The organism is Bartonella sp. MF74HXZ, assembly GCF_042194445.1.
GTDB lineage: Bacteria > Pseudomonadota > Alphaproteobacteria > Rhizobiales > Rhizobiaceae > Bartonella > Bartonella grahamii.
Genome location: NZ_JBHIMW010000003.1, coordinates 204,465 through 224,695, shown reverse-complemented (window position 1 = coordinate 224,695; position 20,231 = coordinate 204,465). Strand labels below are relative to the sequence as shown.

The following is a 20,231-nucleotide window of genomic DNA, read 5'->3' as shown; positions in this document are numbered from 1 at the left end:
TTAACGGTATACGCGAAAATATGGCTCATAAACTCACCAGATCACGAGCTAGAACCCTCTAATTTTTATATTTTATCGATTTTTATTGTTATTAACTGTGCGCAGTAAAACACTATCCTCGAAATGCAACAAAGAAATCAATTATCTAATGATTCTTGTGTCTTTTTTACGAAGAGATCCCTTTAAAAATCTTATTCCCTCGTTTTTATTTATGCATTCCTCATTTTTAAAAATACAAATAAAATGAATGTATTACACATAGAAAAAAGGATTATGGTACGCCCAAGGGGAATCGAACCCCTGTTTCCGCCGTGAAAGGGCGATGTCCTAACCGCTAGACGATGGGCGCAAACCATTGATGAGGCTTATAGAGAGGATCTTTTTACTTCGCAAGCCCTCTGTGTCATTTTTTTTGAAAAAAGTGTGTTTTATTGAATAATTTTTGAGCAATTCCTGTTTGGATTGTTTCTTTTCAGTTTGAGTAGTAGGCAAAAATGACCAAAACATTATTTTAAATGTGTTTATTTTTTGCATATTTTATCGTTTGTTATCTTTGCTTGCACATGAGAATATTATTTAACTTGCTTGAAAGAGCCTTTATACAGAAGATTTCTCATTTGAGCTTATCATAAAGCAAAAAACTGTATAATTTATGAAGTATAAAGCAAATATTTATTACCAAATTAACAAATAATACCAATAATACAAAAGTTTTTTGAGGCATAAACCATAGATTAATTTTAGTTTAAAAAATATAAATAGATTCTGTATGATGAAAATAAAAATATTAAAGCAATTTTTACAGAATATTTAAAAATATTTTTCTTATCTTTACTTTTACATGTTTATAAGGAATTTAAAATTAAAACCCCTTCTTTTGTTCCCTCACATGTTGAGAAGGTTATTTATTTGAAAATGAATTAGCATGGGTAAAGGGTAGATTGAGGTTTTTGTCATTTCAATTCGCTGGTTTTTCAAAGGGGTGGCAGTAAGTCTAGGTAAAATATTTGAGTTTTGCAAATTTATTTTCCATATTTATAATATTTCAGAATTATGGTGTGCACATATTAAGTCTTGTTTTTTACTTTAATGTAAGGTTCTATTTTGATATATAAGTGCATTAAGATTTTTGCATTAAAGATTTATATTTCAAACTATGGAATGGTAGGAAGAAATGTGTTATTATTTACTGATCTACTTTGTTTTATCCATTCTCTTAATTTATCATATGAAAGAATGTTTTTTGTTCCGTATTTGTTAATTTAGAAGAGATGTTTTTATTCTTTCTTACTAAGTCCTTAATACTCTTTAACTTGTTATTGATTATTTTTTAGAACTTTTCTTTATGGCAACTTGCATTTATCAGTTTTACAGATTTTCATTCTGAATTAGATATTTTATAAAGATTCTGAAATCTTTGAAGACAATAAATATTATATTTTTAGGAATGTTGATTGAACAAGCGGGGATAATTCTATTGGAGAACATGAAGTGAATAGAGCGGGGTATTTCTTTTGTTCTTATTGATGTAAGTACTCTTTGTGTTGTTTGGCACATCATTTAAACGATTTTTCGGTGAAGATAGGGATCAGTGGTTAATAATGGCAGAAGCTTTAAAAGTTGGTGTTGCAGGACTTGGTACGGTTGGTACTTCAGTTGTTCGAGCTCTATGTGAAAAAGCGAATAGTTTAGCTTGTCAATGTGGGCGATTCATCAAAGTCGTTGCTGTTAGTGCGCGCGATAAAAACCGTAATCGTGGAATTGATCTCAGTGATATAAAATGGTTTGATTCACCTGTGGAGTTGGCTTCTTCTGATGAGATTGATGTTTTTGTAGAGTTAATTGGTGGTGAATTGGATGTGGTGTACACCGCTGTTAAGAGAGCGCTTGAGGCGGGACATCATGTTGTAACAGCCAATAAAGCCCTTCTTGCTCGACATGGAGTAGAGCTGGCTATAATTGCAGAAAAAAAAGGTGTTTTTCTTCATTTTGAAGCAGCTGTTGCAGGGGGAATTCCTGTCATCAAAGCGATGAGAGAATCACTTGTCAGTAATCAGATATCGCGAATTTATGGTATTCTCAATGGAACCTGTAATTATATATTAACACGCATGTTTACGGAAGGTCTTTCATTTAAAGATTGTTTAGCAGATGCACAGAGACTTGGGTATGCTGAAGCAGATCCAAGTTTTGATATTGAGGGAAATGATACTGCTCATAAATTAGCTTTGTTGACAAGCTTGGCATTTGGAACAGCTGTTTCCTTAGATGATGTTTATGTTGAAGGAATTCATAATATTTCGCAAATTGATATTCGAGCAGCTGATGAATTAGGGTATCGGATTAAGCTTTTAGGGGTTGCATTAAAAACGGATTCTGGAATAGAGCAACGCGTTCATCCAACAATGGTACCAACATCTTCAATGATTGCACAGATAAATGGCGTAACCAATGCTCTTTCTATTCAAAGTGATTTATTAGGTGAATTACTGTTTTCTGGTCCTGGCGCCGGAGGAATGGCAACAGCATCAGCCGTTATTGGTGATTTGGCTGATATAGCAAAAGCGCGTTCTGGTTTTCAGTATGCACCTGTTTTAAGACGTCCAGCATTAGAACTTACTCCTCATAAAAAAGCACGTATTTCGCATCATGCAGGGGGTTATTTTATTCGTTTAAATGTTCATGATCGTACTGGTGTTTTTGCTGCGGTCGCAAGGCATATGGCTGATAATCACATCTCATTGGAGTCGATTGTTCAAAGATCTTTTGTAGAAGATCAAATTGAAAAAACAATTATTTTAATTACGCATGAAACAACAGAGGTGAATGTACGAAAGGCACTTGCAGAAATTGAAAAAGATGGACATCTTGTTGCAAAATCTCAATTTATTCGTATTGAGCCTATGGCAGAGAATTGATAACTTTCTTGATAATGACAAAAAGGCAAGCTTGAGTTATTTTGTCTCTTGTGGAAAATTTTCATCTTTGCCAAAAACTTTATTCTTAGTATTTAATAAGGACTCATATTTTTTCTGGTATTCATTCGGTAGGATTTTTTCATATGCCCACAACTCAGAAGATTTTAAATGGACTTGATCGTATTTTGACGCTTGAATTGGTACGTGTTACTGAACGTGCTGCTGTTGCTGCTGCACGCTGGCGCGGGCGTGGCGATGAAAAAGCTGCGGATCAGGCTGCTGTAGATGCAATGCGGCAGGAACTTAATCGATTGCCTATTGATGGTACAGTGGTGATTGGTGAAGGTGAGCGGGATGAAGCGCCTATGCTTTATATTGGAGAAAAAGTAGGTCTTCAAAGTGGATTGGCGATCGATATTGCACTTGATCCACTAGAGGGAACAACACTTTGTGCTAAAAATATTGCCAATTCTTTGGCAGTAGTTGCAATTGCTGAAAAAGGTAATCTCCTTTATGCTCCTGATGTTTATATGAAAAAAATTGCTATTGGTCCTGGTTATCCAAAGGGAGTAGTAGATATAGATGCTTGTCCTACCGATAATATCCATGCTCTTGCGAAGGCTAAAGGAGTGGCTGTTAATCAGATTGTTGTTTGTATTATGGATAGGCCTCGTCATGAAAAGTTAATTAATGAAGTACGAGCGACAGGGGCATCGATTCGCTTGATTGGGGATGGAGATGTTGCTGCTGTTATTGATACAACTGATCCAGAAGAAACAGGTATTGATATCTATATGGGGATTGGGGGAGCACCTGAAGGTGTTTTAGCTTCTGCTGCTTTGCGCTGTATTGGAGGACAGATGCAAGGTCGTTTGCTGCTAGATACAGAAGAGAAAATTGCTCGTGCAGCTAAAATGGGGATTAGTGATCCCAATAAAGCTTATAAAATGGAAGAAATGGCAAAGGGTGATGTTTTGTTTGCAGCAACAGGGGTGACAGATGGCAATATGCTTTCTGGTGTTAAATTTACATCTCGTTACATTCAAACGGAAACTCTCGTAATGCGCTCCCATACGGGTACAGTCCGTAATATTAAAGCGCAGCATAGAGATCATTCAAAATTTGATTAATGTTTTCTTTTTTCGTCACTAAAAATAGAGGGAGTTTTTTAGGAAATACGCTTCCATGAATCTATTTTCATGGAAGCGTTTATAGATATGAGAATATCTTATTATTATGAGAGCTGGACAGAATGAACCCAGCCATTTTTATCTTCTATGTTCCCTTTTTGAAGGCCAACCAATTGTGTACGAAGCTGCTTTGTAACTTCTCCAACTGTTTCATTTCCAATAATAAATTCTCCCCCTTTATATTTAAAACGACCAATTGATGTGACAACGGCAGCTGTACCACAAGCAAAGACTTCTTTAAGGTGTCCACTCTTTGCATCTTCTTGAAGTGCTGCAAAAGAATAAGGACGCTCTTCTATTTTTAATCCCATTTGTTGAGCTAATCTTAAGATTGAATCACGAGTTATCCCTGGAAGAATAGTGCCGTTAAGCGCAGGGGTTACAAGTGTATTATCTGCCATAATAAAGCAGACATTCATACCACCAAGTTCTTCAATCCATTTATGTTCAATCATATCAAGAAAGAGTACTTGGCTACAATTATTTTGCGTTGCACACTTTTGTGCCAGTAAGCTTGCTGCATAGTTTCCGCCACATTTTGCAACGCCTGTGCCCCCTGGACCAGCGCGGCTATAATCTGTTTCAATCCATACACTGACAGATTTTTCTTCTCCTTTGAAATAGGATTCAACTGGAGAGGCTATGATACAAAAAAGATATTCTTGAGAAGGGCGGACTCCCAAAAAGTTTTCATTGCCAAACATAAATGGACGGATATAGAGGCTAGCGTTGGGATGATCAGAAACCCATTTTTGATCAATTTTTACTAATTGATGAACGGCATCCAGAAAAATATCTTTTGGCAATTCTGGCATAGCTAAACGCCTCGCTGATTCTATAAAGCGTTGTGCATTGGCATCAGGACGGAAGAGCAAGATGCGCCCATCTTTTGCTCGATATGCTTTTAAACCCTCAAAAATTTCCTGTCCGTAATGTAAAACGGTACTTGCAGGGTTAATTTCTAAAGCTTTGTATTGAGAAATGATGGCATTATGCCAGCCTTTGTCTTCAGTCCATTGAATAGTACACATGTGGTCTGTAAAAAATTGACCAAAACCGGGACTTTTTAAAATTTCTTCACATTTTTCTTCTGACAGAGGAGATGGGTGTTTTTCTATTTTAAAGGGAAGCGACGATATAGGAGATTTCATAAAAAAACCTTTTGAGTATGTTTCATTTTTATTAATAAAAATAATGAGATATTTTGATCACAACTCTATTATTAACAAAACCTTTGTGTCAATGTTTTATTATAAAACACAAAGAGGTTTATTATAGAATTCAAAGGCTATGATAGATATTTTAATTCTACTCTCGCCTCTTTTTCTCAACTTTATGAAGTAAGCTGGAACTTTTTTCTATAATTATCGTTTTCTCAAAATAAGTATCTGAATAATTTCATATATGCATATTGTCTAGAAATTAAAAGGTAAGGGAATTGAGAAAAGGAATCTACTATGATTGATAAAAATTATCACACATATGAAGAACGTATGGCAGCAGAAAGAAGAGATAGTGAACAACGTGTTTCAATTGCTAAGGGTATTTTTGCTATTCTTCTTGCGGTCGTTATTATCTGGTTTGTTTTTGGTTTTTTAGGATCTTTTTTTGCAAAATCTCCTGAACATAGTTCGCGTTATAATACTCCAGAAACAAGCCAAAGCGTAACAACGCCCAAAAAAGATTTAAATTCGCTTCCTTCTGTACCTTATACTTATAAGGGTACGTAGTGATTTTTTCATAAATATAATCTTTTAGATAGGACGCAAATCGACGTAGATTAAAGAATAAAGTCAGCACAAAGACATAAAAAAGATTAGACGATTTTAATTTCTGAAGTTTTTGATAAGTAATTAAATGGTATGGAAATAAATAATGCAACGGTTTTAATAACCGTTGCATTATTGGTTTAGCGTGTGATGAAGCAACTTCCTCCAGAACTTTTAATGGATTCACAAAGGATTATGGCTTCATTACGGTCTTGTGTTTGAATCCGAACACGGTAATAAGTACCTTTTCCTGGTATAAAAGCGGGTTGAATATTTAAAGAACGGGCACCGATAAGGAATCCAAATTTAGATTTCATATTTTTTAAAGAACTTCTAGCTAGCTCATGCGTTGGCTGAGATGCAAGTTGTACGTAATAACTTTCTGAATTTTGTGCTGCGACTCTGTTTGGTGATGTGGGGCGAGATGCGGCGGGTGTTTCAACTTGTGTATTTCTTTCTGCATGAGAAGGAATAGGGATAAATTTTTCTTCAATATTTGAGCTAGAAGTATTTTCTGCGATTATTTTATCAATATTATTTTTGAGATCAAGGTCTATTTCTTGATTGTTTATATCAGAATCATGCGACGAAACAAGGGACGAATCTTGAAGTTCATTAGGAGTTTGATCAATGTTTTCTTCAGATTGAGCAGCAGTTTTGCTCTTTGTTTGATGTACGGGAGCTAGTGTAACTGTACCATCTTGATTTACAATAACAGTTTGTACTTCTTGCGTGGGAATAGTATGGTTTATGGCTTCTGTGACTGCATCTTCAACATCAGATTCATTTAAAGAAGAAGATGAAGCGTTTGAAGATTCTTCAGGATTCAATTCTTTTAAATTTTCAGGTTGTTCAGAGTTATCAATAAGAAATTGTTGTGTGTTTTCTTGTTTTTCATTTTGTTCAGTTGTTTGTTTATAGATATCTAAATTATGTGCAACATCATTTTTCGGTTCAGTTGTTTCTGGTTTGAATTTAAAAGGCGCATTATCAGCGTGGATAATGATCGTTTCTTCATTTTTTTGTGATGGCATAAAAAAGTGCGAATAACCAGCAAATCCAATTCCTATTAAAATAAGTATAAAAATACCTTTAATGAAAGTTTTACCAAAAATAAAACTTTTAAAGGGAGGAGGAGCTGGTGGATGCGTGGGAACCTCATCTGAGCTTGTGTATGATGAATTCTCGCTAAAAGGGGGAAAATTATATTCCATATTGGCAGAAGAAAAATAGTCGGAATTTTGTTCTTTAGAGTTTATATAAACACCTTCTTTTGAATTTTGCATAGACCGATGAAAAACCTCACTAAAAACCTCATTTTTCTGTTGTTTTTGAGAAAAGTTATCCGTTGGGACATTTCCTACATTAAGTACATCAGCAAATTCTTCTTCTAAACCACCACTAGTTGGCACATCATATTCTGGCGCTTCATACGGGACTTCTGGAACCATAATAGGGCCAGTTTTTTCTACGATTTCCTCTGAAAATTTATAAGTATCAACATTGGGAGGGGGAGTATCTCTGTGCGTATAGTTATGGGCAAAAAAGCCATCCGTTTGTTTTGTATTCAAAGAGGCTGATGAGGAAAGAAACTCATCTGAATTATTTTCATTATATGAAATTTCTCTATTTGGGTTAGAGGTACCTTCGGTGTTATTGATGTATTGGGCTTGAGCCTCATTATATATTGGAACTTTTTCGCTATAAGTTTCTTGTTGTGAAGGGTTTTCTTCAAAAAAATGGGGATAATTGGTTGTATGATCTTCTTGTGAAGCCCCCTTTAAATAAGATTGTCTATCAACTAGTGGAGAATCCAAAGGTGAGGAGAAGGTACTTTTTGTTTGATTTCTTGCAGTGTTTTGTCTTTCTGACATAAGGTTAGAAGATGAGAAAAACTCATTTGCCTCTGTAGAAGAGGAGACATCAGGATAAGAAGAGGAGACATCAGAATAATCTTTTTTGATCCAATTTTCTTGATCAGCTGAAATTTTATAGGGATGGTTTACAGGAGTGTCATAGAGGTTTTGATTGTCATCATGAGTTTGTTGTATATTCGTAGCTTTAGGCTGTTGTGAATTTGTTTGTGAAAAACGATTGGTTTGTTCAACAGATTCTGGAATCTCTTTCTTATTTTCGCGCCTTTCAGATTTATCAAAAAAGAAATTTTCTGATTCTGATTGTGAAATAAGATTACTTTTTTTAAGAAACGAATCAGCACTGGTTGCTGTTGTTTTCTGTTGAGGGGATTGGTTCTTTGGGATTGGTAATGGAGAAAGCTCATCTAAAATTTGTTCTTCATCATGACTGCTAGCTGAAGAATATTTCTCTTCAGATAAATTATTTTGTTTTGAATGGTTGAAAGAAACAGTTTGTGCAATATCTGAGGCTGTTGCGTTGCTGGTTGCATGCAAGTCCCATTGTTTTTTTTGATCATCAAACGGTAAGTCATGTGCTAAATTATTTTCAAGTTCCTCTTCTAGAAAGGACAAGTCAAAATCATCATCATGGGATGATGTTTCTGGGTGAGATGTTGATCGATCTGTTTGTAAAGAAGATTGCTCATTTTTGTTTCCGCTTTGTTTGTGCGGATTAAAAATGCGCGTAAGCCTTTCCAAAGGATCATGGTGTTCATGATCGTGTTTTGTTTCGTGTAGATTTTTGCGATCGTTATCGCTCATAGCTTTTCTCACATGGTGATTTGCATCTGCGTGCAATCAATGGTTGATTTTGATTTGTTATATTAAAATTATAAATTTTCCCCCTCTCATGCAAGGATACATGAAAAAGTTTATCAATAGAGTACCTATTGTATGTATTTATAGAACTTTTTCAACGCATTTCTATTGGTGCTTCGACTCCTATGATGGTAAGTCCTGATGATAAAATATTGATAACAGCTTGTATCAACCCCAATCTTGCAAAGGATAACTCTTTATCATCAGGTTGAATAAAGCGTAAATTGAGATTTTCACTCCCTTTATTCCAATGGGTGTGAAAGCTGGAAGCAAGGTCATAAAGATAAAACGCTAATCGATGCGGTTCCTTATGAGCGACGGCCTGTTCAATGATACGTGGATATTCAGAAAGTTTGCGTATTAACAATATTTCATGGTCATCTGTTAATCGATGAAGATGGGCGATTAATGTATCATTTGAAAAGTTTTTAATATGAAGCGCTTCTTGTGCTTGACGAAAGACTGAGTGACAACGTGCACTTGCATATTGTACGTAAAAGATGGGGTTATCTTTTGATTGTTCTGTTACTTTTGCAAAATCAAAATCAAGAGGTGCTTCACACTTACGGTATAACATCATAAAACGCACAGGATCACGCCCAACCTCTTCGACAACATCCCGTAGAGTGACAAAAGATCCCGCTCTTTTTGACATGCGTACAGGATGACCGTTGCGAAAAAGTTTTACCAATTGACATAAGAAGACGCTTAATTTAGCTTTATCCCCAGAAATTGCTTTTGCCATTGCCTCTAGCCGCTTTACATAGCCAGCATGGTCTGCGCCTAGAATATAAATCATTTCATCAAAATGACGATTAAATTTATCCCGAAAATAAGCAACATCAGCAGCAAAATAAGTGTAAGAACCATCAGATTTGACTAAAACACGGTCTTGGTCATCACCAACATTTGTTGAACGGAACAAAGTTTGTTCACTTGGTTCCCAATCTTCTGTATTTTGTCCCTTGGGAGGGGGGAGTTTTCCTTTGTAGATATAACCATTTAAAGTGAGGTCGTTGATGGTGTTACGAATGGCGCGTGCATTATCTGCATAAAGCATTCGCTCAGAGAAAAAGATATCATGATAAATATTAAGAGCAGCCAAATCTTCGCGAATCATGGTCATCATTGCATGAATTGCACGTTCTTTCACAAGAGATAAGGCTTCATCTTTATCCATCGTGAGGAGTTGGTCACCAAACTCTTGAGCAAGTGATTGTCCCAATGGTATCAAGTATTCTCCAGGATAGAGCCCTTCTGGAATTTCATTAATTTCTTGCCCAAGAGCCTCACGATAGCGCAATAGTACAGAGTGGGCGAGGACTTCGATTTGTTGACCAGCATCATTGATATAATATTCTTTCGTAATGTTATAGCCCGTAAATTGCAGCAAATTGGAGAGAACATCTCCAATAACCGCTCCGCGGCAGTGTCCTACGTGCATTGGTCCTGTCGGATTTGCTGAGACATATTCAACATTGACGCGTTTTCCTTGTCCCATTGGGATACGACCATAAGAAGTGCCTGATTCAAGCATGGATTTTATAGCATCTTGCCAAAATAATTTTGTAAGCTTTATGTTTATAAAACCAGGACCGGCAACATCTATATTTTCGATAGAGGAATCATTTTTAAGAAGTTCTATGATTTTATCTGCAAGTGCACGTGGATTGATTCCAATAGATTTTGCAAGCACCATAGCAGCATTGGTTGATAAATGACCATGGGAGGAATCACGCGGAGGATCAACAGTGATTTTTGATAAATCTAGATCTTCTCCATTTTTTCCTTTTATATCAGATAATTCAATTGATCTCTTAATTTTTTTTTCGAAGTTTTTAAAGATATTCATATTTAGCTTCCATGATGATGCCAAAAGCCATTAGACGAAATTATCTGTATGGTCAAATAAACGGTGATATTCACGTAGAGCGTAGTGATCCGTCATGCCTGAAAGAAAGTCAGCAATCAAACGTGCTAACTCTTTATTTTTTAAGTGCACTGTTTTGCTCTGCCAACTTTCAGGCATTGTATTTGGATTTTCATAATAACAATTGAATAATTTTTGTACAATGCATTTTGCTGCATTGCGACGACTAAGAACTTGTTCATGGTAGTAAAGATTTTTAAATAAAAAGTTTTTTAGTTCTTTTTCATAAACGGTCATTGTTGGTGAAAAGGTGACAATAGTTTGTTTTGCTTGGTGAATATCGTTTATGCTTGTTGGTTTGATGCGTGCTAAATTTTCTTGTGATTGTTTAATAACATCTTCAACCATGGTTGTTATTTGTCTTCGTACAAGTGTGTAACCGCGACGCGCTTGGTCGAGGTGGGGATGCTCATCTGTTATATCTTTTAATATTGCTGCTGTTAGTGAAACATGTTCAAATTGATCGAGTGTTAAAAATTGCGAACGTAGACCATCATCAATATCATGCGCATTGTATGCGATATCATCTGCAATAGCAGCACATTGCGCTTCTAGTCCTGCAAAACAATCGAGTGCAAGGTCTTGCTCTGCATTGTATTGTAAAATATCGATAGGAACTTCCTTATTCGTCGCGTGAGGACCTAAAAGGGGACCATTATGCTTTACAAGTCCTTCGAGGGTTTCCCATGTAAGGTTAAGTCCATCAAAATTTGCATAGCGCTGTTCTAGTTTTGTGACAATGCGTAATGCTTGTGCATTATGATCAAAGCCGCCATAATGTACCATGGCTTCATTAAGTGCATCTTCTCCAGCATGGCCAAAGGGCGTGTGTCCAAAGTCGTGAACAAGGGCAATGGCTTCGGCAAGGTCTTCATCAAGACAAAGGGCACGGGCTAATGTTCTTGCAATTTGAGAGACCTCTATGGAATGGGTTAGGCGAGTACGATAATGATCGCTTTCGTCAGCAATAAACACTTGCGTTTTATGTTTAAGACGTCGAAATGCATTAGAATGGATAATACGATCTCTATCTCGTTGAAAAGGTGAGCGTGTGGTGCTCATCGTTTCATGGAATAATCTACCACGGCTTGTTTGCGGATGAGCACTGTACACTGCTCGAGATTGGTAATTAAAGTTGATATTGCCTATATCCATTGCAAGTTGCCCATTATCATCTTAAAATTGAGAGTGGTTTATGACAAATAAACTGCTCTTTGAGTATGGGATACTCTTTCTTGATGGTTTAATGCAAGGATATATAAAATGAATGTGAAAATTTCAGATGTTGCTGCCAAAAAAATTGCACAGATACTTTTGCGTGAACCCGATAAAATAGCATTGCGTATTTCTGTTGAAGGTGGTGGGTGTTCTGGTTTTTCTTATAAATATGACTTGGTTTCTGAAATGTGTAAAGATGACCTCGTTCTCAAAAAAGATGGGGCAGTTGTGTTTATTGATTTACTATCACTTCCTTTCATGGAAGGAGCTGAGATTGATTTTGTTGATGATCTTATGGGGCAGTCTTTTCAAATCCACAATCCCAATGCTGTTTCATCATGTGGTTGTGGTGTGAGTTTTTCAATTTAAAATGATGGCTTTGTGATATTGTTTCTTGAAAAAAATATCATGTTGGTCAACAATGTGAAAATGGGTATTCTTATAAAAATAGTGCACCGATGTGTATGGTTGTGCGTGGTGCTTGCTTTATTGATCTGGAGCCACTGTGCTTTTTCTGAAGAAGGAGAAGGGAAAGATCAGCAGCAGGGACAATCAAGGAGTTTTATTGTAAAGTCTCAAGAGCAGGAAAAAGAAAATGTAGCATCTCAAACACAACTCATTTTGAATGCTCGATTAACAAATAGTCATCCGGATATTGAAAAAGGGCTTGTCTGGCGGGTTTATGCCCCTATTCTAGGGATTGATAATAAATTACCATTAGTGGCAACCTATAAGGGGGGAAGTGCGCGTTTTGATCTCGAACCAGGAAGTTATCTTGTTCATGTCTCATTTGGTCATATGAGTGCTGTGCGCCATATTCGTTTAAAAAATGGACAGAGTCTTGTAAAAAACTTTAATCTTGAGGCTGGGGGAGTCATTTTAAATGCAACACTGCTCAATGGTGTAATGAATGAAAAGGAATTACGTTTTACCATTTATGAGGATGAAAAAGAAAATGATGATACGGGGGTGATTTTATCAAATGTTAAACCCCAATCAGTTGTGCGTTTAAAAGCTGGCCGCTACCATGTTGCTTCCCATTATGGTTCTATTAATGCGACGGCTCGTTCGGATATTCAAGTGGATGCTGGTAAAATGACAGAAGTTACCCTTGAACATCAGGCTGCTCAGATTGTCTTAAAGCTGGTACGACAAGAAGGAGGGGAAGCGCTTGCAGATACAAGTTGGTCTCTTGCCAATGATTCTGGTGATATCGTTTATGAAACAGTTGGTGCTTATGTTTCACTCGTGTTAGCGGAGGGAGAGTATATTGCAATTGCTAAAAATAAAGATAAAATCTATCAAAAAGTTTTTTCAGTCGTTTCTGGTCATGATGAAGATATAAGTGTGGTGGCGAATGAGCAAAATATGCAACGAATTGATGAAGATGTGGATTGATTGTTGTTCATGGGGGTAAACTATGATGAGAGACGGGGTATGAGTTTTGATTGAAATTTCAACAGTTGGTGTGTTTTTTGCTGGGGCACTCTCTTTTTTGTCGCCCTGCGTTTTGCCATTAGTTCCTCCTTATTTGTGCTATATGGCAGGTGTTGGTATTGATGATTTTCGTTCAGAAAATCGTGATGAGAAAGTCTTTATACGGTGGGCTTTATTGTCTTCTGTTATTGCTTTTGTTCTCGGGTTTACGACTGTTTTTGTTGCTTTAGGTGCCAGTGCTAGCACAATTGGGAAATTCATCGGTTATTATCGTGATTGGTTCGCCCTTGCTGCTGGAATTGTCATTATTATTTTTGGTTTAAATTTTTTGGGGATTTTCAAGATCGCTTTTTTATTCCGTGAAGCGCGTTTTCAGACCAAAAAAACACCTGCTGGTCCTTTAGGCGCGTATATTATTGGGTTAGCTTTCGCTTTTGGTTGGACACCGTGTATTGGCCCCATTTTAGGCCCTATTATAACGCTTGCTGGAACAAAAGAAACTGTGGGAGAGGGAGCTGTTCTATTAGCGGTTTATGCATTAGGTCTTGCTATTCCTTTTATGTTGGCAGCTTTATTTTCGAGCAGTTTTATGCGATTTTTAGGAGCTTTTCGTATTCATTTAGGAAAAGTTGAAAAAATTATTGGTGTTTTTCTTATTCTTACAGGGATTTTGTTTTTAACAGGCTCTATGCAGGATCTTTCATTTTGGCTTTTAGAACATTATCCTTCGTTGAGTTATATTGAAGATATTCGTTGGCACGATATTATGAATTTTTTTGGATTTTCTCGTTAGTCTTATGTGTTTTTATGGTTAGAAGTTGTCTTTCTATTGTTCTTGCTGCAGGTGAGGGGACGCGCATGAAATCGTCTCTGCCTAAGGTACTTCATAAAATTGCTGGATTGCCTCTTATATGCCATGTTCTAAAACAAATAGAATTGGCAGGCTCTTCACAATTAGCAGTCGTTGTGGGATTTGGTGCTAAGGAGGTTACGCACGTTGTTCAGTCATTTGTAAAAGATGCGATGATTTTTGAACAAAAAGAGCGTTTAGGAACAGCTCATGCTGTTTTATCTGCTCGTTTAGCTTTGCAAAAGGAAGTGGATGATGTTCTCATTGTTTTTGGGGATACGCCTCTCATTCAGCAAGATTCATTGCACCAAATGCGTGCACAGCTTGCTGATGGAGCAGATGTTGTTTTTGCAGGTTTTCATACCCAAAATCCAACAGGTTATGGGCGTCTTCTCGAGAAAAATGGTCAATTGATCGCAATTGTAGAAGAAAAAGACGCTAGCGATGAAGAAAAAAAGATTTCTTTTTGTAACGGTGGAATACTCGCTATGCGTGGAAAACATGCACTTTCTCTTTTAGAGAAGGTTGGTAATAACAATGTGAAAAAAGAATATTATTTAACAGATATTGCTGCTCTTGCAACACGCGAAGGATTAGATGTGCGTGTTGTTGAAGTTCCTTTTGAAGATATTGTAGGAATTAACAACAGTCTTGAGCTTTCTGAGGCTGATTCTTTGTGGCAAAAACGTAAAGCGCGCGATTTAATGTTATCGGGTGTTACACTCTTAAAACCAGAAACACTCTATTTTTCTTATGATACAGAAATTGAACCAGGGGTGGTGATAGAACCAAATGTTTATTTTGGATTAAGCGTAAAAGTACAATCTGGTGCTGTTATTCATGCATTTAGTTATCTCGAGGGTACTGTGGTTGGTAAGGATGCACAGATTGGTCCCTATGCACGTTTGCGTCCAGGAACAGAGTTGGCGAAGTCCGTAAAGATTGGAAATTTTTGTGAAGTCAAACAAGCTAAGGTAGGAGAATCTTCTAAAATCAATCATTTAAGTTATATTGGTGATGCCGAAATTGGTGCACATACCAATATTGGAGCTGGTACGATTACTTGTAATTATGATGGATTTAACAAATATAAAACCATAATTGGTGATCATGCTTTTGTTGGGTCTAATACGGCACTTGTTTCCCCATTGGTAATAGGGGATGGCTCTTATGTTGCTTCAGGAAGTGTTATTACTGAAAATATTCCTATGAACAGTATGGCTTTTGGGCGTGCACGACAGGTTATAAAAGAGGGCTATGCGACAAAATTTCGAGAGCGCTTGTTAGAAAATAAACAGAAAAAATGATTATTTTCAGTCTATTCCTTTGTTTCGTGTTAATCTAACGATGGATAGGATGTTTATTCTTAAAGATTGCCGTACTCCATGTTTGAATTATTTTATTATTTATAGTTTTAAATAAAGGCTGTTGGATTGTTTTATAAGATTTAAATCTTAAGATGTGGGTTGGAGCTTTTTAATGTGTGGAATTATTGGAATTCTTGGAAAGAGGGGGGTTACGTCCTCTTTGGTTGAGGGGTTAAAACGTCTTGAATATAGAGGGTATGATTCATCTGGGGTGGCAACAGTCCATAATGGGCATCTTTATCGTGTACGTGCTGAGGGGAAGCTTGTTCATTTAGAAGAAAAATTAAAAAAAACACCTCTAGAGGGAAGTTTAGGGATTGGTCATACCCGTTGGGCTACGCATGGAATTGCTGTTGAACGCAATGCGCATCCCCATGTGACTGAAAAGCTTGCGATTGTTCATAATGGTATTATTGAAAATTTTGTAGAATTGCAAAAGGAACTCATAGAAGATGGTTATATCTTTGAAACAGAGACGGATACGGAAGTTATTGCACATTTAATAACGCGTGCATTAAAAGAAGGTCTTTCTCCGCAAGAAGCTGTACGTACCAGTTGGAAAAGGCTGCAGGGGGCTTTTGCTATTGTTCTTATTTTCGAAGGTGAAGATAACCTTATGATTGCGGCTCGTTCTGGTCCACCTCTGGCAATTGGTTATGGAAAAGATGAATTTTTTGTGGGGTCAGATGCGATTGCTTTGGCACCATTCGTTGATCATATTAGCTATATGGAAGATGGGGATTGGGCTGTTCTCACACAGGAAGGCGTCACAATTTATGATGTATATAATCAACCGGTAAAACGTTCTGTGACAACATTACTTGAAGAGGCTTTATTGATTTCTAAGGGTAATCATCGTCATTTTATGCACAAGGAAATGTTTGAACAACCTGAAGTGATTTCTCATAATTTGGCGCATTATCTTGATCTTGGAAATTATGCCGTTCGACCCTTTGAGAATTTGATTGATTGGAAAAACATTCATCGTCTCCTTTTTGCTAGTTGTGGAACGGCTTATTATTCAACCTTAGTTGCGCGCTATTGGTTTGAGAAATTTGCCGCTTTAAGTGTTGATAATGATGTTGCTTCGGAGTTTCGTTATCGTGAACCTCCTATAACGTCTGATGTGTTGTCGCTGTTTGTTTCTCAATCTGGTGAGACAGCTGATACATTGGCTTCTTTGCGTTATTGTCGTGAGCGGGGTGTAAAAACAGCAACAATTGTGAATGTAGAGCAATCAACAATGGCAAGGGAGGCTGATTTTATTCTCCCAACACTTGCCGGACCGGAAATTGGTGTTGCGTCAACAAAAGCTTTTACCTGTCAATTGGCAACGCTTGCTTCACTAGCACTTAGTGCTGCTAAACAACGTGGCTATCTCTCTGTTCAAATGGAACAGCAATTGGTTCAACAATTGGCAGAAGTTCCACGTATTTTAAATGAGGTCTTAAAATTAGAGAGCAAAATTGAATGTATTTGTCGTGATTTAGTGAATGCAAAAAGTGTTCTTTATCTGGGACGTGGGACTTCTTATCCGATTGCTTTGGAGGGAGCCCTTAAACTGAAAGAGCTTTCTTATATTCATGCTGAAGGTTATGCGGCGGGTGAGTTGAAGCATGGACCAATTGCTTTGGTGGATGAGACAATACCTGTTATTGTTGTTGCACCTTATGATCGGTGGTTTGAAAAAACTTTTTCTAATATGCAAGAAGTGGTAGCGCGTAATGGTCGTATTATTTTAATAACCGATAAAAAAGGAGCAGAAGTAGCTTGTCTTAAGACTTTATCAACGATCACTTTGCCAGAAGTTCCAGAATTTATTTCTCCTATTATTTATGCACTCCCTGTTCAGTTAATCGCTTATCATACGGCTGTTTTATTAGGAACAGATGTCGATCAACCCCGTAATTTAGCAAAATCAGTCACGGTTGAATAAAAGTATATTTCTGAATCTTTGGGAGAATAATCAAGTGTAAGAAACTGATTTATAACGATAGCTTATTTTTTCCACTTTTCTCTGTTGAACGAGAATACCGGAGACGGGATTTTTCTTTCTAAATTCTTTACGATAAAACAAAAAATATTTTCTTACCTGTCAAAAAATAGATCAGCTATGTGAATATAATGATAGAAAAATGCGCAATATTTCTTCTACTGTTTTAATGCAAGAATAATTTAGATTGAAAGAAAAGATGCTGTTGTTGGGTTGTTACTCTTTCATGAAGCATAAAGATGGTAAGGGATTGCATAGATCGTTTATGGGTTATTCTAAGAGAGAAAATCGTATTTGAACAGAGAGGTATTTTAATTTTTTATTAGAGGGGCTTTGTTATCCTGCTCGCAAGAGGCGTGTAGCATCATCGTGTCCGAAAAGATAAAGCAGCAACTGTAAAGCTTGTCCTTGCTGAGAAGAAAGATGAGGATCGCGTTGTAAAAATAAACGAGCATCTTTTCTTGCCATTGACAAAAGATCACTATGAACTGCAAGGTTTGCTATATGAAATTCAGGGACTCCGGATTGTTTGGTACCTAAAAGCTCTCCTTCGCCTCGCAGGCGCCAATCTTCTTCAGCGATTTCAAAACCATCTTCTGTATTGCGGATAATATTAAGGCGTGTTGCTGCTGTTTTAGTCAGTGGATCTTTATAGAGCAAAATGCAGGAAGATTTTTTATCGCCTCGTCCTACACGTCCACGCAATTGGTGCAATTGTGAAAGGCCAAAATGTTCCGCGTGTTCTATGATAATGATTGAAGCATCTGGAATATCTACTCCCACTTCAATGACGGTGGTTGCAACTAAAATACGTGTATTTCCACATTTAAAAGATGCCATAGCGGCTTCTTTTTCTGCTGTAGACATTTTTCCGTGGATCATACCAACGTGTGCACCAAAGCGTTCATGGAGAAATGCAAAGCGGTTTTCAATTGAAGTGAGATCAAGAGCTGTCGATTCCTCCACTAAAGGACAAATCCAATAGAGCTTTTCTCCTTTTTCTAATGCAATTGCGATTCGCTCTATAAGCTCATGAAGACGTTTCAAAGAAAGCATTGCTGTTGTAATGGGTTGTCGTCCCATTGGTTTTTCTGTAATTTTAGATACATCCATATCACCAAAAGCTGTTAAGACAAGTGTCCGCGGAATGGGCGTGGCGGTCATAACCAGCATATCAGGTTTATTGCCTTTTTCTGTAAGAGCGATACGTTGATGGACACCAAAACGGTGTTGTTCATCGATAATGGTTAAGGCAAGATTGTTATAAGTAATGCTGTTTTGTATGAGAGCATGGGTTCCGATGATAATAGAAACTTGACCTGAGAGAATATCATTCAAGATATTTGTCCGCAATTTCCCTTTTTCTCGTCCTGTTAAAAGAGTTGTTTGTAATCCGACTTTTTCGGCAAGAGGAGCAATGGTGGAAAAATGTTGCCTGGCAAGCACTTCGGTTGGTGCCATTAAAGCTGATTGTCCTGAATTTTCAGCAATTTGTGCCATTGCCATCAATGCAACAACAGTTTTTCCTGCGCCTACATCACCTTGAAGCAGTCTTAGCATCGGTTCTGGCGAAGCAAGATCATTCGCGATATCTTCTACTGCTTTTTTTTGTCCGGTTGTGAGTTGAAAGGGGAGAACATTAAGCAATTTTTTAGTATAAATTCCTGTTGATGGTCGAGAAGTGCCAACAAGAGATTTAGTTTTCAAACGCACGAGTCCTAGCGCCAATTGACAAGCGAGCAATTCATCATAGGCAAGACGTTTGCGTGCTGTACTTTCTAGGGATAGATCGTTGGGATTAATGGGCGCATGGATACGGCGTAAAGCAACAGAAAAAGAAGAAAAATTTTGCTGCTTTTTCACATTTTCATCTATCCATTCTGGGAGCACAGGAATAAAATCAAGAGCGTTTTGTATGGCGCCTCTTAGTGTCTTTGCAGTTAGTCCTGCAGTAGAGGGGTAGACAGGTTCGATGAGAGGAATCTGATTTGATTGTTCGCTTGGAGCAATATAGTCGGGATGCGCCATTGAAAATTGCCCATTAAACCATTCAATTTTTCCTGATACAGTGACTTTTTTTCCTTCAGGGAGTTGTTTTTTTAGCCAAAGAGGCTGAGCGTGAAAAAAGACTAAATTTATTTTTCCTGTTTGATCATGGGCAATAACACGATAGGGGATTTTGTTGTGACCACGGGGCGGTGGTTGATGTTGATCGATGATAATTTCGAGCGTAACAGTGTCTCCTTCTGTTACACAAGCAATGTTGGGACGCATTCTGCGGTCTATGACGGAATGAGGCATTAATTGAAGAAGATCAATAAGAGTTGCTTCGCGTTGTGTAGGATTAACATTTAAGAGTTTGGTCAGTAAACCATAGACTTTAGGTGTAATACCAGAAAGAGTTCGAATAGAATTAAAAAGAGGGGTAAGAAGACTTGGAGGCATGAGCGAATTTAACCTGCTCTTTTTGTTTTTTCTAGACCTTTAGAAGAGCTTTTTGGGGATAAAGTCATAAAGAGGAGGTTGCTTTACTTACACATTGAATTTTAGGAAGAAAAATTAATATTTAAAGATAAATACAATAAAAGGGTGCTAAAATTAAAGTGCTTAGATGAGCTATATTGTTTTCTTTTTATTTTAGCTGTTTATTTGCTGTGAATAGAAGCATTTTCTTGATAGAACTCTCTTATAAATATTAATAAAATTGGGATATTGCTCCTATGTAGGATGATGAATTTATAGCTTTAAAGTTATGATAAACAGAAGTTTTTTTCTTTTATAAGGGGTGCTGTTTGGCATTTATTTTGTAGTGGGAAATTGTGAG

The 20,231-nt window shown here is 37.1% G+C and carries 13 protein-coding genes and 1 tRNA gene; 8 read left to right on the top strand and 6 right to left on the bottom strand.

Annotated elements, in window-relative coordinates; translation table 11 throughout:
* Nucleotides 1–274 precede the first annotated feature (274 nt).
* Nucleotides 275–349, bottom strand: a tRNA-Glu gene (locus ACFIJ8_RS03795).
* A 1,252-nt stretch (nt 350–1,601) separates the two neighbouring features.
* Between ACFIJ8_RS03795 and ACFIJ8_RS03790 the strand changes: the two genes are divergently transcribed.
* Both ACFIJ8_RS03790 and glpX read left to right on the top strand, forming a co-directional pair.
* Complete coding sequence (locus ACFIJ8_RS03790) at nt 1,602–2,918, top strand: homoserine dehydrogenase (RefSeq protein ID WP_273788209.1); 1,317 nt, start codon at nt 1,602–1,604, stop codon at nt 2,916–2,918.
* A gap of 143 nt (nt 2,919–3,061) precedes the next feature.
* Entirely contained in the window at nt 3,062–4,048 is a 987-nt protein-coding gene (gene glpX / locus ACFIJ8_RS03785) for a class II fructose-bisphosphatase (RefSeq protein WP_375639035.1), read from the top strand.
* A gap of 104 nt (nt 4,049–4,152) precedes the next feature.
* Here the strand turns inward: glpX and ACFIJ8_RS03780 are convergent, their stop codons facing one another.
* Nucleotides 4,153–5,259, bottom strand: a complete 1,107-nt coding sequence (locus tag ACFIJ8_RS03780) for a branched-chain amino acid aminotransferase (protein ID WP_375639034.1) — start codon at nt 5,257–5,259, stop codon at nt 4,153–4,155.
* Between the two features lie 306 nt (nt 5,260–5,565).
* On the opposite strand from ACFIJ8_RS03780, the gene ACFIJ8_RS03775 reads away from it, so the two are divergent.
* Nucleotides 5,566–5,838 (top strand): membrane protein, encoded by a 273-nt coding sequence (locus tag ACFIJ8_RS03775; protein WP_015856514.1) that lies wholly within the window; start codon nt 5,566–5,568, stop codon nt 5,836–5,838.
* A 179-nt stretch (nt 5,839–6,017) separates the two neighbouring features.
* On the opposite strand, the gene ACFIJ8_RS03770 is transcribed toward ACFIJ8_RS03775, so the two are convergent.
* The 3 genes from ACFIJ8_RS03770 to ACFIJ8_RS03760 all read right to left on the bottom strand — a co-directional run bounded on the left by ACFIJ8_RS03770 (nt 6,018) and on the right by ACFIJ8_RS03760 (nt 11,697).
* Nucleotides 6,018–8,555 carry an SPOR domain-containing protein gene (locus ACFIJ8_RS03770; RefSeq protein ID WP_375639033.1) on the bottom strand — a complete coding sequence of 846 codons (2,538 nt, stop codon included), beginning with the start codon at nt 8,553–8,555 and terminating at the stop codon, nt 6,018–6,020.
* Nucleotides 8,556–8,706: 151 nt separating this feature from the next.
* Nucleotides 8,707–10,464, bottom strand: a complete 1,758-nt coding sequence (gene argS, locus ACFIJ8_RS03765; RefSeq protein WP_375639032.1) for an arginine--tRNA ligase — start codon at nt 10,462–10,464, stop codon at nt 8,707–8,709.
* Between the two features lie 30 nt (nt 10,465–10,494).
* Nucleotides 10,495–11,697, bottom strand: coding sequence for a deoxyguanosinetriphosphate triphosphohydrolase (locus ACFIJ8_RS03760; protein ID WP_375639031.1), 1,203 nt, complete (start codon nt 11,695–11,697; stop codon nt 10,495–10,497).
* A 108-nt stretch (nt 11,698–11,805) separates the two neighbouring features.
* On the opposite strand from ACFIJ8_RS03760, the gene ACFIJ8_RS03755 reads away from it, so the two are divergent.
* The 5 genes from ACFIJ8_RS03755 to glmS all read left to right on the top strand — a co-directional run bounded on the left by ACFIJ8_RS03755 (nt 11,806) and on the right by glmS (nt 17,350).
* Entirely contained in the window at nt 11,806–12,129 is a 324-nt protein-coding gene (locus tag ACFIJ8_RS03755) for an iron-sulfur cluster assembly accessory protein (RefSeq protein ID WP_015856510.1), read from the top strand.
* 39 nt (nt 12,130–12,168) lie between these two features.
* A complete protein-coding gene (locus tag ACFIJ8_RS03750) occupies nt 12,169–13,158 on the top strand; it encodes a carboxypeptidase regulatory-like domain-containing protein (protein ID WP_375629498.1) in 990 nt (329 codons plus the stop codon).
* A 46-nt stretch (nt 13,159–13,204) separates the two neighbouring features.
* Nucleotides 13,205–13,990, top strand: coding sequence for a cytochrome c biogenesis CcdA family protein (locus ACFIJ8_RS03745; protein WP_273788202.1), 786 nt, complete (start codon nt 13,205–13,207; stop codon nt 13,988–13,990).
* Between the two features lie 14 nt (nt 13,991–14,004).
* Nucleotides 14,005–15,354 (top strand): bifunctional UDP-N-acetylglucosamine diphosphorylase/glucosamine-1-phosphate N-acetyltransferase GlmU, encoded by a 1,350-nt coding sequence (gene glmU / locus ACFIJ8_RS03740; RefSeq protein ID WP_375639030.1) that lies wholly within the window; start codon nt 14,005–14,007, stop codon nt 15,352–15,354.
* A gap of 172 nt (nt 15,355–15,526) precedes the next feature.
* Nucleotides 15,527–17,350 (top strand): glutamine--fructose-6-phosphate transaminase (isomerizing), encoded by a 1,824-nt coding sequence (gene glmS, locus ACFIJ8_RS03735; RefSeq protein WP_375639029.1) that lies wholly within the window; start codon nt 15,527–15,529, stop codon nt 17,348–17,350.
* A gap of 393 nt (nt 17,351–17,743) precedes the next feature.
* Here glmS and recG read toward each other — a convergent pair whose 3' ends face one another.
* Nucleotides 17,744–19,852, bottom strand: coding sequence for an ATP-dependent DNA helicase RecG (recG, locus tag ACFIJ8_RS03730; RefSeq protein ID WP_375639028.1), 2,109 nt, complete (start codon nt 19,850–19,852; stop codon nt 17,744–17,746).
* Between the last annotated feature and the right edge of the window lie 379 nt (nt 19,853–20,231).